Source organism: Bacillus sp. NMTD17 (genome assembly GCF_002998735.1).
Classification (GTDB): Bacteria; Bacillota; Bacilli; order Bacillales; family Bacillaceae; genus Bacillus.
Window position 1 is genome coordinate 76,661 of sequence record NZ_PVRH01000002.1, and the last position, 13,155, is coordinate 89,815.

A 13,155-nucleotide genomic window follows, 5' to 3' on the forward strand; every position below is an offset into this window, starting at 1 on the left:
TCCTTTAATCAAACAACACAAGAAAGACAGCCTTCCTGCCCTGTATCCTTCGTTCTTGCGTAATAAAGTGTCTTAATGCCTTTATGGTGTGCATACAGATCGATGCGGTTTAAGTCACGCGTTGTCATCGTATCTTTCAGGAATAGTGTAAAGCTGATTCCTTGATCGACGTGCTGCTGAATCGTTGCGATCATATCGACCACTTTAAACATGTCCATATCGTACGCTTCTTTATAGAAGAACCAGTTCTGCGCTGAAAGACCTGGCATCGGGTAATAGGTTTTGCTGTTGCCGTATGTTCTTTCTTCGATACGTTCCATAATTGGCATAACAGAGGCCGTGGCCGATTGCACATAAGAAATGGAACCTGTTGGTGCAATACATAAGCGGTAGCTATGGTACATGCCATTTTCCGCTACAAAGTCTTTGAGTGCTGCCCAGTCTTCTTTTGTTGGAATGTGCATGCCTTCAAATAGTGCTGCTGCTTTTTCTGTTTTTGGTGTGAAATCATTCTCCACGTATTTATTGAAGTACTCACCCGTTGCATAGCCAGAGCCTTCATAACGATGGAATGTTTCTCCTTTTTCTTTTGCAAGCTCACTTGAGCGTTTAATTGAATAATAGTTCACCATCATAAAGAACGTATTCGCGAAATCTCTTGCTTCTTCACTTTCATAGGCAATTTGGTTTTGAGCCAAATACCCGTGAAGGTTCATCGCGCCAAGTCCGATTGATTTCATCGCCTTGTTCGCTTTTCGAACAGCCGGTGCATTGCGAATGTCTGTTGTTTCAGACACAAGTGTTAGTGAGTCTGTTGCAAGTTTGACCGTTTTTTCGATCGATTTGTTTTTCATGACATTCATGATATTTAATGAACCAAGATTACAAGAAATATCAAGACCAATTTCATCTTCTTGGTCATAGTCCGTGTAAGAAGAGACCTCTGAAGCCTGAAGCACTTCTGAGCAAAGGTTTGAGAATTTCACTCGTGAAATATGGTTTAATGCATGCTCTCTATTCACATTATCTTGGAACATGATATATGGATAGCCTGATTCTGAGCGAAGAACAGCCAATTTTTCAAGAAGCTTTCTCGGATTGACTTTTTCTTTTTTGATTTCCGGGTTTTCTACAAGCTCATCATACATTTCTTCCATGTCCATCTCATCAAGATGCTGTCCATATTCTTTATAGACTGTGTGTGGATAGAAGGTGTAAGCTGTTTTATCTTCTCTTGCCAGCTCGATAAATTTGTCCGGGATGACAACACCGATGGACAATGTTTTCACACGAACATCTTCATCAGCAGAGATTTTTTTTGTATCTAAAAAATCATTGATATCTCTGTGGAAAATATTGAGGTAGGCACTGCCTGATCCTTGTCTTTGTCCCATTTGATCTGCATATCTGAATGCATTATCAAGAAGCTTCATCACGCCGACGACACCTTTTGTCGCGTTTTCAACATCTTTGATTGCTTCGCCTTTTGCACGAAGTTTTGACAGGTTCAAACTGACGCCGCCGCCTAGTTTTGAAAGCTGCATTGAAATATCAATCGCTCTTGAAATATCGTTTAATGAGTCATTCACTTCAAGCAAGAAACAGCTCACAAGCTCACCGCGTCTTTTACGTCCAGCGTTTAAGAATGTTGGTGTACTTGGCTGGTACTCCTGATTGATCATCAGTTCTACAAACTCAAGTGCTTTTTCTTTATCCCCGCCCGCAAAGAAAAGCGCTACAACTGAAATGCGGTCTTCATAGCGTTCAAGGATTTTCTTTTTATCATTTGTTTTCAGCGCATAGTCGTTGTAAAACTTAAACGCACTCATGAATGATGGGAATCTAAATTTCTTCGCATATGCAGCTTCGAATACTTCTTTAATATCTGCCATGCTGTATTGTCTTAAAAATTCTTCCTCATAGTAGTCGTTTTCTATTAAGTAATCAATCTTCTCTTCTAAGTTGTGAAAGAAGACCGTGTTTTGATTAATATAATCTACGAAATAACTATGTACAGCTTCTTTGTCCTTATCAAACTGAAACTTTCCTTCTTTTTGAATCATAATCTCGTTATTTAATTGTATCCACTTTGGAACCTGATTTTGTGACAATTCTTTCTACCTCCTGTGTAAACAATTCAACATCCCTTTTTGTTCCGCTTAGTTCAAAGGTGTGCAAAATAGGAACTTGATATTGTTTAGAAATCGTATCGGCGCTTTTGGCAAAATTATCTCCCCACACTTTGTTTCCACTCACCGCTACACCTAGTAAAAGGTGAGCATTTTTCTCTAAAAAGGACTGAGTGGTACTAGGGACTTGTCCAAATCCTGTCGTAAAGGTGACGAGAATAAACGGCGTATCCAAAAACTCTTCTCCAGTCAATTTTCGTTTGTCTGTAAAAGGGGTCTTGTCCAAAAAGCGTTGAACATTTCCTGTTTTTGAATCAAATACGATTTGAATCAATTCCATCACGACCTAGTTTTTAGTATTGTTGATCATTTCGTTATTCACTATATATAGTATACTATGTTTTTTCAAAACACAACATATAGATGTTCGAAACGAAAAAAATCAACCAACCCGGCCGAACATTCATAGCCGAACTCGTACGTTCAAATAAATAGAGCAGAACAGGATCTAAAAATAGACTGCTCTACTCCCTATTCAACTGAAACCGAAATCTATCATAACACGAAAAAAAATCGCTTAGTAGACTAGACTTTTTGTTTTATTTTTTGTAGGCATCGCACTGTAAATCTTCTGACACTTCTGTAATTTCCACTTCAACACCTAATTCTTTTAGCACCGCTTCAAGCGCAGAGACGATTGAAGCTTCTCTGACTAATTCTTTCCCATTTACAGAAACGCTTGTTCCATATTCGAAACAGGAGTCGTCTTCACAAGTTTGTTCCCAGTGATTAATTTTAATTTTGTGTGTCATGAACTCATCCTTTTCTGTCTAGATGTCTGATACATGATTATAGTGTAGCGACTTCACATTCATTTGTAAATTTACGTGCTTACTCTTCAACAGAATCATCATCATATTCCTCGTCCCATTCATCTATGTACTTCGTTTTAACGAGGGTCAGTTCTCCCTCTTTTTCATCAAACCGGTACACATGTACTTCATCATCTTTCACAACAGCAAAGTGATTATTTTTTAGTGCAACAGCTGATTGTAAAAGGCCTTCTATATGTCCATTATCATCTTGATTAGCATAGTTATGCGAGCTTTCCTGTCTCGATTCAATGTTTGAAATGGCGCACGATCCAAATAAGACAACAATCCCAATCAATAGAAGGATCACTCTAATCCTTCTTAATTCAAGCTCTGCATTTTCCATATCGCTTCCCTCACCTTTCTTCATATCCAATAAGGGATTATACGTAAAATAGACAGAAAAGTTTCACGGCATGCAAAATAGCCCCTCTGCACTGACAAAAAACGTAGCGGGTTCCGGCCGGTTTATTCGCAGATGCATGGGGCTATTAGGTCGAACATATCCTATTCTAATTCTAGATTTACATTCTTTTGAGGTGCAAATGTAGAAATGGCGTGTTTATAAATAAGCTGCTGCTTCCCTTCTGTTTCAAGCAGCACCGTGAAATTGTCAAACCCTTTCACTTGACCGCGAAGCTGAAAGCCATTCAGTAAGAATACTGTGACAAAGGTATTGTCTTTACGGATTTGATTCAAAAATTGGTCCTGAATATTAATCGGTTTCATGTTTCGTCCTCCTTGATTCTGATAACTACAGTTTCGCTTTAAGTTCAAGCTTTCCTGCTATATATGCGAAAATTTCCTCTTTTTTGTCTGAAAAGTGGCAAGGCGGTGTCATGTCGAACCAAGTGACATCCATTTTATTACGAAACCACGTGAACTGACGCTTCGCATATCTGCGGGAATTTTGCTTTAATTGCCGGGTGGCTTCATCAAGTGAGCAGTCACCTTGAAAATACGCATACAGCTCTTTATAACCAATCGCTTGAACCGATTGACAATCCTTCAAGCCAGATTGATAAAGTGCGCTCACTTCCTCAATTAAGCCTTCATCTATCATCATATCAATTCTTTGGTGAATGCGCTCGTACAAAAGCTCTCGATCCATTTTCAGCCCAATGAAGGCTGTATCATAAAGAGGAACTTCTTGATGACCGTTTTGCATCTCCGACATTTTCTGACCTGTTGTATGGATCACTTCCAGCGCCCGGATCACGCGGCGGACATTATTCGGATGAATGGCTTTTGCAGCATCAGGGTCTACTGCCTTTAGCTTTTCGTGCAGCTGAAGGGGGCCATGCTGCTGTTCAAACAGCGCCATTTCTTCTCTAAAAGCAGGATCACTTTTCTCGTCGGTAAATGTATAATCATATAAAACAGATTGGATATACAAACCTGTTCCGCCGACAATCATGGGTGTTTTCCCTCTAGCGGCAATCTCTTTGATTTTCAAACGGACCAGCTGCTGAAATTCAGCTGTAGAAAAGGATTCGTCCGGCTCTTTAATATCAATTAAGTGATGCGGGACACCATCCATTTCTTCAGGGGTGATTTTAGCTGTTCCAATGTCCATTCCTTTATAAATCTGCATAGAATCACCGCTGATAATTTCTCCATTAAATGCTTTGGCTATATGAATGCTCAGTTTTGTTTTGCCGACAGCCGTCGGTCCTACTAATACAATCACTGGTTGTTTCGTTTTTTTCATAACATCACTCTCTTTTACAAACTGCCTACAGTATAGCATAACTTCTCATTCTCTCCTATATAGGGCCTATCACCAGCCGAGTGGTTCATTTCCGACCACTTCGTATGTTTTTCCTTTTAAACGGTGCGTATGCGTTGGCCGCTCTTCGTCCGGACTATAGACGACTCCTCCATACGGAATAGGGACAGAATCGTTATAGGCAGAAAACGTGACTTCCTCAATCTCGTGATAGTGCGTACCATCCACTCTCGGTATCGCAGGCCCTGTGATGCCGTAGTATCTGTGGAAATGCCCCCTCTCAAAAGAGGTGATCCCGCGATAAAAATGTGTATGCTGATCTGTATTGCTTCCATTGACAGGCTGAGAAATGCCTTCTATTAAATGATAATGCTCCTCTGTTACATCCGTTCGTGCTTTATAGGCATGAGCATGCGGCGGGCATTTTGCCCAATCAGATGAATACAGGCCCATTTTTAACATTCCTCCTTATATTAGGCATTCACCCAAACACATATAGGCCATTCGAATACACTGATGTCAGTTACAGTGATTTTATGTGAGAGGAGCCTTTTTTTATGAATTATTTTGACGCACAGCCATTTATGCAAGAAGACATGAGAAGACCTTTTGGTTTTGGACGCCCGGGCTTTGGGTTTGGGAGACCTGGATTCGGTTATGGTAGACCTGGATTCTTCGGACCTCCATTTTTAGGTGGTTTTGCTGGAGGTCTGCTTGCTGGGTCTCTGCTTGCGCCAGGATATGGATATGGGTACCCTTATCCGCCGCCTTATCCGCCATATGGACCATACCCTTATTATTAAATATGACGTTTTAGTGAAAATATCTGTTCATCAAATGAATCGATTGACACACTCGTTTTTGATGGGTTAACATTTACTTTACCGACCGTTCAGTAAAGTAGGTGTTTTTTTTATGTCTAAAACCAAAAAAGAGCAAATCTTTGATGCAGCTGCCCGCACGATTTTAGAAGAAGGATTAAGCCAGCTTACCCTTCAGCAAGTGGCAGAACATGCACATATGACCAAAGCCGGCCTGCTTTATCATTTTGCAAGCAAGGAAGAGCTCATCCAAAAAATGAATGAGCACGCGATTCTTTGCTTTCGTCAGCAGCTCGAAACGTATCAAGAAACTTACAAACACGAAAAAGCGCCTTATGTACGTGCATATATATTGGCCACATTACATGATCTTGATCATCAAAATACGACCCAGCTATGTACAAGTATGATGGCTACCATGTCATTTGATGAAGCGTTATTGAACCCTTGGCGTGATTTTTATGCGGAGTTCAAAGCGAAAGCAGCTGAGGAAATAAACGACCCTGCATTGAGTCAGCTAATTCGACTCGCATGTGATGGGATATGGTTTTCAGAAATGTTTCAGCTTGAACCGCTGAATCGAGAAGAAAAAACCCTTTTACTTCATCGGATTTTACACCTATTAGAGGAGGGATGATCATGATCCTCGGATATCTTTTTCTGGCTGTGGCCATTTTTTCAGAAGCCATTGGCGCCGTGATGTTAAAACTCTCAAATGGCTTTACGCGCTTTAAGCCTAGCGCTGTCGTTGTTGCTGGCTATACACTTGCATTTTATATGCTGTCATTGACACTTAACATCATTCCGCTTAGCATGTCTTACGCAACATGGTCTGGGGTTGGTACAGTCCTCACGGCTATTTTTGGCGTGCTTTTTTTCAAAGAAACCTTGAACCAAAGAGCAGTCATTGGGATAGCGATGCTTGTCTCAGGGGTTGTACTTTTAAATATGTCATAAAGGATGTGGGAGATCATGAAAGGAATGCTCTATTTAACAGGAGCCATTTTGACGGAGGTTTTTGGCAGTACGATGCTGAAGCTTTCACAAGGTTTTTCGCAACTGCTGCCGAGTATTGGGGTCCTGATCGGATTTGGCTGCGCCTTTACCTTCCTCAGTTTGGCACTTAAAACCATTGACCTTTCGTCTGCTTATGCGACATGGTCTGGCGTTGGAACAGCACTCACTGCTCTTATCGGACTCGTGCTGTTTAACGAAACCATTCACATAAAAGGCTTCATAGGCCTTGCACTTGTGATATGCGGCGTGATTGTCTTGAACCTGTCCAAAAAACAAAAGGAAGAAAACAAAGAACAAATCGATCAAACCGAATGGACGTCATAAAAAAAGTCATTTTCTCCATTTAATAAGAGAAAATGACTTTTTTGTTTTTACCCGCCAACTTGAATGGTTTCTTCTAAGGAAATGGCCACATTTCCTTGAACAGCTCTTGAGATCATACATGAGCTTTCGGCTTTATGCGCGAGCTTGCGGGCCAGCTCAATATCATGCGGGGAAGCGGATTGTTTGAGGATGATGACAGGCCGGTGAATGATTTTTTCATATGTAAACACACCATTGGTCACATCTACGACAGCCTCAGAACTCATCGTTAGATCCTCTTTCTCTAATTGGCTCCGCTCCATCATAGCGGCAAGTGTAATAATATAACACGTAGCCGCTGCACCTAAAAGCATCTCATCTGGATTTGTTCCAATGCCGGGACCGTCCATTTCTTTTGGAATTGAAATCTTCGTTTTTAACTGTTCACATGAGATTGTACCCACATCGTTACGCAGACCAGGCCAGCTCGCCTGAAGATGAAAATGATGACGCGCCATATTCGTCTCTCCTTTTATTATCACTTTTTATAGTGTAACAAGAATTCACGCTGCTTGTCTTAACATGTGCACCATCTTTATGTATATTCCTCATCCAGCACTGTCCGAATCGCCCTGACATACCGGTAGAACGTCTCGTTTTTTGTACTCGACCGCCGCCGAAAGTCAAAACTGTCAAATAAAGCTTCACGCTGACTTCTACTAATCTCTAGCTGTACACTTTGCCCTGTTTTTGTAAGATTATTAATATTATGATTGCTTGTTCCGCTCAGGGTTGCGTGTGCGACAGCCAGTTCAGCAGAAAATCCGTTCCGCTCTAATGAGTTCACAATTTTTTCTGCACGGTCGTAATCTGTTCCGCCAACGAGAGTATGGTCAATTCCTTCCTCACCTTTGTATCCATGAACTGCTAAGATATAATCGTGTGCTTTTGCCTGCGCGACGCCGACTGGCTCATCAAAGTTTGTGCTTGTAATATGAAGTTCTGACGCATTCTCTCTTAAGCCTTCAAACAAATACGTAGAGAAATCATTATCGAAAAAATGGACGATCTCGCTCACGCCGCCTTCAATCCTCCCGCCATGGGGTGACATCACTAGAAGACGGCTTCCAGGCACTGGGTTGGCTGTAATCTGATAGCTGCTTGTTGATTCGTTTTCTTCCAGTTCTTTAAAATTGCGATAAATATCATTTGAACCGCTTTCGTCTTCCCCACCTGATGACACTGGCTCATCATGTTCCTGTGCTTGCATTGTATAATAAACGCCCCATCCGATCGCAAGCAGGAGAAGCAAAGCAAAAAACTTCTTCATTCCCGTTCTCCTTTAACAGATTTCTAAGCCGTTTCTATGATTTATACTGAATCATCATTTCTTTTCATTTTTTCCACTTTTTCTCTTCAAATTTGATCATAACACTCTAGATCATGAGATTCCTCAAAAATAAGATAATTGCATTTATATACACAGAAACGCCTCTCCTCTTTGAAAACAGAGTTAGAATAGTATGACAGACAAATGAAGTTATGTTTAAAATGGCCTAGTTCTATCCAGTCTGTTTTCTTTAATTCGGCTTGTATTTATATGGATTTGATTTTTTTCCTCTGTGACAAGCCACATTTGTATGAGCATTGACCCTGTTTATCCCCCCCTTTTTTCTGCAAAATCGATTGTTTCACCGGTTCTCTTTGAAGAACTCTCCCACCTATCATCGGCAGATTCTACATGTTTTTCACCTTTTTCTATTATTTTACAAAATGTAAGCGCTTTTCTTTTTAAAGAGAAATCAGTCAGCCGCCAATATGAAGAAAAGGAGGGGCATGAATCCGAACCAAGCAGCTCTCATTCTCATAACGTAATAGTGTACAAGAATGGATAGCTAGAATGGAGGGCATTACATGTTTGGATTTTCTATGGTGCAAATGGTCAGAACACATGCTAGTAAACTGGATCAGCCTTTAAGAGAAACCGTCCTTCACCTTTATAAACCTTTTAAATGGACGCCATGCTTTCTTCATCGTTTCTTTGAAGGAAGATTAAAGAAGAGAAAGAAGCTTCGTGTGATCATTGAATTTAAGGAAGGTGCGGTCGAAGCAGGTATTCAAAGCGCAAAACAGTTCATGAAAAAAAGTAGAAAAACAAAAATTAAACGGCACTTTTCACATATCGACTGCTGCGCTGCTGACCTAACACCGGATGCTTTAGAGGAACTGTTAGCGAATGGTGAGCATATTCGTAAAATTTATTTAGACCGGAAAGTTCATGCACTTCTGGATATGGCCACACAAGCAAGTCATGCTGATGAAGTCATCCGAAACGGTACAACCTTAACAGGGGAAGGTATTACGGTCGCTGTCATTGACACAGGGATTTATCCGCATGAAGATCTAGAAGGAAGAATTCGCGATTTTGTGGATTTAGTCAAGCAAAAAACAAAGCCTTATGATGATAACGGGCATGGCACTCACTGCGCTGGAGATGTAGCTGGAGACGGAGCTGCCTCAGATGGCTTGTACAAAGGACCTGCTCCAAAAGCTCATTTAATTGGCGTGAAAGTGTTAAATAAACAAGGGGCTGGATCACTTTCTACTATTATAGAAGGGGTTGAATGGTGCATCCAGTTCAATGAAGATCACCCTGATGATCCGATTCATATTATGAGTATGTCACTAGGCGGAGATGCCCAGCGTTATGATGACGAACAAGACGATCCGATGGTGCGCGCTGTCAATGCTGCTTGGGATCAAGGCATTGTTGTATGCGTCGCTGCCGGAAACTCTGGTCCTAACAGTCAAACGATTGCGAGCCCTGCCGTCAGTCAAAAAGTTATTACGGTTGGCGCTTTTGATGACCGGAATACACCAGAATCAAACGATGATATCGTGGCACCATTTTCGAGCAGAGGCCCTACTGTTTATGGTGAAACAAAGCCTGATATCCTTGCACCAGGAGTGAACATCGTCTCTCTCAGATCACCAAGGTCCTTTCTAGATAAACTCGATAAATCAAGCAGAGTCGAGGACGATTACACGGCGTTATCTGGCACATCTATGGCAACACCGATTTGTGCTGGTATTTGCGCTCTTCTATTAGAGCATTCACCAGATTTAACGCCCGATGATGTCAAAACCCTGTTAAAAGAAAATACAAGCAAGTGGTCTGGAGATGACCCGATGATTTACGGAGCAGGTGCCATTGACGCAGAAAAAGCCATCAAAGAATAAATTAAAAAAGCCCTTTACGTTGATTCGTAAAGGGTGTTGTTTGTCTGTTATTACGTGTGAAGTCTTTCATCTACTTGAGCAGCTGACATGTTATGCTTCGTTCTCATACATCTCATCTCCTTTTTGAATGTGCGTACGCGCTTCGATCACAATCTCAAAAAAAGTGGAAGATTCCTTGTACATGTCGCGTTCCTTATAATAATTAGCCGCATCAAGTGCTAATTCCTCTAAATCAGCAAACATTTTTTTGCTTCGCAGACCAAAAAGGGCCGACCTTAATTGCTCACAGCTGTCTTTTTCTATATAAAGCGCCTGCAAAAATTGGAATTTCAACTGATAAATTTCATCTTCCAATAAACAAGCCTCTTTCATTCCTTTACGTATAGCCTCGCCAGCCCGCTGGATATCTCCGAGTTTAAAACAAGTAAGGGCAAGTGAGAATAATGATTTGATCATCGTGGATGCTTGATCTTTTTGATAAAGGGAAATGGCTTGTTCAAAAAAGACAGTCGCTGTATGATACGTTCCCATACTATAATGACAAGCACCTAAGTTATTAAGAGCCATCGCTTTAAAATAAGATGTGCATTCTTGCCGTTCCATCGCTTCACAGACCTTTAACGCTTTTTCTAAATAAGGAAGCGCTTTTTGGTGCTGACTCACATCAATCCAATTACCTGCCATGACAAAATCACATTGAATGCTTCTTTTTCCATAAAGCTGATGTTTCTTATAAATGTCTCTCGCCTTTTTAGCATAATGCATGGAGAAATAAGTTTGTTTCATATGATAGTATACTTCAGCGATTTTATAGTAAAATTCCGCTTTTTCAATCTCATCTGTCACTAAGATCAGTTGATGTTCCGCATGCTTGTAATAGGAAATAGCCTCGATATACCGGCGCTGGATAAACGCATACATTCCATGGAAAAAATGAAAGTAATAGCCGAGCAAGCCTGTCATCTCATCTTCTCCATCTTCCATTTCTTTCGGAAAAGACACGGCTTGAAGCGTTTCACTCCCTGCATGGACTGGCGTTAAATGCTGAAGCATCATTTGATGGCGAAAATCCATTAGAGAATAATATAGAAGTAAATCTTGATCCTCTTCCATCTCATGAATTTCTTCTTCAACAAGGCGCTTCATATCGTTTGCTTGTTCGACTTCAAATTTGCAAATATGCGTGTACCATTGATTGATCTTTACACCTACTTCGGAAGATGGTATTTTGTGTGCCATCCACTTCAGCCCCATTCTATCATATCAAACTGATAACTATTATTTTACATAATTTATGTTTTTAAGGCAAATTGTAAGTTATTACATAATTTATGTTCATTTCGCATATTTCTATCTTTTTTACCAAGTTTAAATAGAGTACTTTTGCCCATCAAAACGGTTTTTCTACGAAGATGGGTCAAATTCTCTTAATACTTCTTTTAAAGCACTGATATAACGTCTGAATGCTTTTTTCTTTCCTTTTCTCGTATCAAAATTGTCGAAAAAGGCTTCTCTCTGCGCCGTACTAATTTCTAGCTGAACACTTTCACCACTCGCATTTCGATTATTAATATTTTTGGGATCTGTTCCTGAAAGCCGTTCGCCTTCTTGCACCATTTCTGCAGAAAATCCTCGATCCTTTAATTCTCGTACAACTGCTCTTTGCATTTTTTCGTTTGTCCCGCCAACTAGCGTGTGTCTTTTATCACTTTTATAGCCGTGGATAGAAATGGAGAAGGGGTACGTTTTAATCATTTGAACCAATATCGGTTCATCAAACTTGGTGCTTGTAATATGCAAATCACGATTATTGTCTTGTTTTGTTCCTTCAAACAAATACGTAGAGTACTTTTCTTGAAATGCTTCTACAATTTCACTTGTTCCTGGTTCAATTTCCCCTCCATGAGGAGAAAAGACGAGTAAATCACTTCCACCCTTTTCGTGAAATTCTATTTCATAGCCTTCTCTTTCATGTCGGATAAGCTGTTTAAAGCTTTCATATTGATCCCCTTTTTTTCGCTCTTTTTGATACTTTTCTACCTCTTCTTGATATTGCTTTTGCTCTTTTTTTTCTTGAACAGAATGGCTGCATTTCACCATTAAAAGAGCACACAGGATCAGAAAGATGAATCCACATATCAGTAGCCTTTTCATTTCACCGCTCCTTTTCATTCTCTTAGGTGTCATCTTATCGCATTATTTTACTATCAATGGCTAACAGAATTCAAAGGTTGTCCGGCTCATTTGAACGAATCAGGAGAACTTACCTGTTTTTTATGCTGCCCTAGGTATTTCTGACTTCTTTGAATCATTCGTTGCTTGAACAAAAACTGCATCGTATGACCTTATTTTAGCTTTAGTTAAAATCACCTACAAAAATGGACATATTCTTCTGATTTCAAACAAAAAAAGCCGTAAACAAAAGGTATGCCCTTCTGTTTACAGCCAATTACTGTATATCCATCATTAAACTCTTAGTTCATTCTCTAAAGCTGAAAGGACTTCATCTTGCGACAGTCCTTGTGCAAGAGAAATCTCACTCACTAACATGCCTCGTGCATCTTCAAGCATCTTCTTTTCACTTGAATTTAATGCTTTCTTCTGATTGCGTCTCATCAGATCTTTGACAACGTCTGCACCATCTTCGATCGCACCTGTTTTTAGCTTTTTCAGATTTTCATCATATCTTTGCTTCCAAGTAAGCGTGTCGTCGTTTGTTTCTTCTGCAAAATTGTTCATCACAACTTTCAGCGTTGCTTGATCTGCTACCGGACGTATACCTAGTTGATTGATTCTGCCTCTTGGGATCATCATCTGCATATTCGGCATTTGAATCAGAAAATATTCCTCCGTCTTACCTAAAATCTCTTTTTCTTCCATTCCTTCAATCACACCGGCACCATGCATAGGATAAACAATTTTATCACCTATTTGAAACAAATCCGCCACCTCCGAAAGTATTCACATTATGATTATAACACATTTCATCGGTGGATAAAAATTTATATTCTATCATGTTATTTTAGCACTAGTCAATTCTTTTT

17 protein-coding genes are annotated in these 13,155 nt (G+C 40.2%); 5 read left to right on the plus strand and 12 right to left on the minus strand.

What is annotated here, in order from left to right:
• Positions 1–8 precede the first annotated feature (8 nt).
• The 7 genes from nrdE to C6347_RS05555 all read right to left on the minus strand — a co-directional run bounded on the left by nrdE (position 9) and on the right by C6347_RS05555 (position 5,183).
• Positions 9–2,111: a class 1b ribonucleoside-diphosphate reductase subunit alpha gene (gene nrdE / locus C6347_RS05525; protein WP_066030874.1), complete on the minus strand. Its 2,103-nt coding sequence runs from the start codon at positions 2,109–2,111 to the stop codon at positions 9–11.
• Complete coding sequence (gene nrdI, locus C6347_RS05530) at positions 2,071–2,463, minus strand: class Ib ribonucleoside-diphosphate reductase assembly flavoprotein NrdI (RefSeq protein WP_008360380.1); 393 nt, start codon at positions 2,461–2,463, stop codon at positions 2,071–2,073. Before nrdI ends, nrdE begins: the two co-directional genes overlap by 41 nt.
• A 265-nt stretch (positions 2,464–2,728) precedes the next feature.
• Positions 2,729–2,941 carry a hypothetical protein gene (locus C6347_RS05535; RefSeq protein WP_003212415.1) on the minus strand — a complete coding sequence of 71 codons (213 nt, stop codon included), beginning with the start codon at positions 2,939–2,941 and terminating at the stop codon, positions 2,729–2,731.
• Positions 2,942–3,020: 79 nt separating this feature from the next.
• A complete protein-coding gene (locus C6347_RS05540; protein WP_106030919.1) occupies positions 3,021–3,347 on the minus strand; it encodes a YmzC family protein in 327 nt (108 codons plus the stop codon).
• Between the two features lie 161 nt (positions 3,348–3,508).
• Positions 3,509–3,730 carry an RNA chaperone Hfq gene (gene hfq / locus C6347_RS05545; RefSeq protein WP_003211269.1) on the minus strand — a complete coding sequence of 74 codons (222 nt, stop codon included), beginning with the start codon at positions 3,728–3,730 and terminating at the stop codon, positions 3,509–3,511.
• 25 nt (positions 3,731–3,755) lie between these two features.
• Complete coding sequence (gene miaA, locus C6347_RS05550; RefSeq protein WP_106071503.1) at positions 3,756–4,712, minus strand: tRNA (adenosine(37)-N6)-dimethylallyltransferase MiaA; 957 nt, start codon at positions 4,710–4,712, stop codon at positions 3,756–3,758.
• 69 nt (positions 4,713–4,781) lie between these two features.
• Positions 4,782–5,183: a YmaF family protein gene (locus C6347_RS05555; protein WP_106071504.1), complete on the minus strand. Its 402-nt coding sequence runs from the start codon at positions 5,181–5,183 to the stop codon at positions 4,782–4,784.
• Positions 5,184–5,287: 104 nt separating this feature from the next.
• Between C6347_RS05555 and C6347_RS05560 the strand changes: the two genes are divergently transcribed.
• The 4 genes from C6347_RS05560 (at position 5,288) to erbB (ending at position 6,892) form a co-directional block, all read left to right on the plus strand.
• On the plus strand, positions 5,288–5,533 hold the full coding sequence (locus C6347_RS05560; RefSeq protein WP_106047819.1) for a spore coat protein: 246 nt from the start codon (positions 5,288–5,290) through the stop codon (positions 5,531–5,533).
• Positions 5,534–5,645: 112 nt separating this feature from the next.
• On the plus strand, positions 5,646–6,188 hold the full coding sequence (locus C6347_RS05565) for a TetR/AcrR family transcriptional regulator (protein WP_066030878.1): 543 nt from the start codon (positions 5,646–5,648) through the stop codon (positions 6,186–6,188).
• A 2-nt stretch (positions 6,189–6,190) separates the two neighbouring features.
• On the plus strand, positions 6,191–6,508 hold the full coding sequence (gene erbA / locus C6347_RS05570; protein WP_060596350.1) for an SMR family multidrug efflux transporter EbrA: 318 nt from the start codon (positions 6,191–6,193) through the stop codon (positions 6,506–6,508).
• 15 nt (positions 6,509–6,523) lie between these two features.
• A complete protein-coding gene (erbB, locus tag C6347_RS05575; protein WP_034662159.1) occupies positions 6,524–6,892 on the plus strand; it encodes an SMR family multidrug efflux transporter EbrB in 369 nt (122 codons plus the stop codon).
• Positions 6,893–6,939: 47 nt separating this feature from the next.
• Here erbB and C6347_RS05580 read toward each other — a convergent pair whose 3' ends face one another.
• Together C6347_RS05580 and C6347_RS05585 are read right to left on the minus strand one after the other, a co-directional pair.
• Positions 6,940–7,389 carry an OsmC family protein gene (locus tag C6347_RS05580; RefSeq protein ID WP_106061493.1) on the minus strand — a complete coding sequence of 150 codons (450 nt, stop codon included), beginning with the start codon at positions 7,387–7,389 and terminating at the stop codon, positions 6,940–6,942.
• Positions 7,390–7,466: 77 nt separating this feature from the next.
• Positions 7,467–8,201, minus strand: a complete 735-nt coding sequence (locus C6347_RS05585; protein WP_034662166.1) for a poly-gamma-glutamate hydrolase family protein — start codon at positions 8,199–8,201, stop codon at positions 7,467–7,469.
• Between the two features lie 584 nt (positions 8,202–8,785).
• Here C6347_RS05585 and aprX point away from each other — a divergent pair.
• Positions 8,786–10,111: a serine protease AprX gene (aprX, locus tag C6347_RS05590; protein WP_060596349.1), complete on the plus strand. Its 1,326-nt coding sequence runs from the start codon at positions 8,786–8,788 to the stop codon at positions 10,109–10,111.
• Positions 10,112–10,201: 90 nt separating this feature from the next.
• Here the strand turns inward: aprX and C6347_RS05595 are convergent, their stop codons facing one another.
• From C6347_RS05595 to C6347_RS05605, 3 genes are all read right to left on the minus strand, one after another.
• Positions 10,202–11,350, minus strand: coding sequence for a Rap family tetratricopeptide repeat protein (locus C6347_RS05595; RefSeq protein ID WP_034666524.1), 1,149 nt, complete (start codon positions 11,348–11,350; stop codon positions 10,202–10,204).
• A gap of 165 nt (positions 11,351–11,515) precedes the next feature.
• Complete coding sequence (locus tag C6347_RS05600; protein ID WP_034662173.1) at positions 11,516–12,265, minus strand: poly-gamma-glutamate hydrolase family protein; 750 nt, start codon at positions 12,263–12,265, stop codon at positions 11,516–11,518.
• A gap of 312 nt (positions 12,266–12,577) precedes the next feature.
• Complete coding sequence (locus tag C6347_RS05605) at positions 12,578–13,051, minus strand: CarD family transcriptional regulator (RefSeq protein WP_034662177.1); 474 nt, start codon at positions 13,049–13,051, stop codon at positions 12,578–12,580.
• Positions 13,052–13,155: the final 104 nt, after the last annotated feature.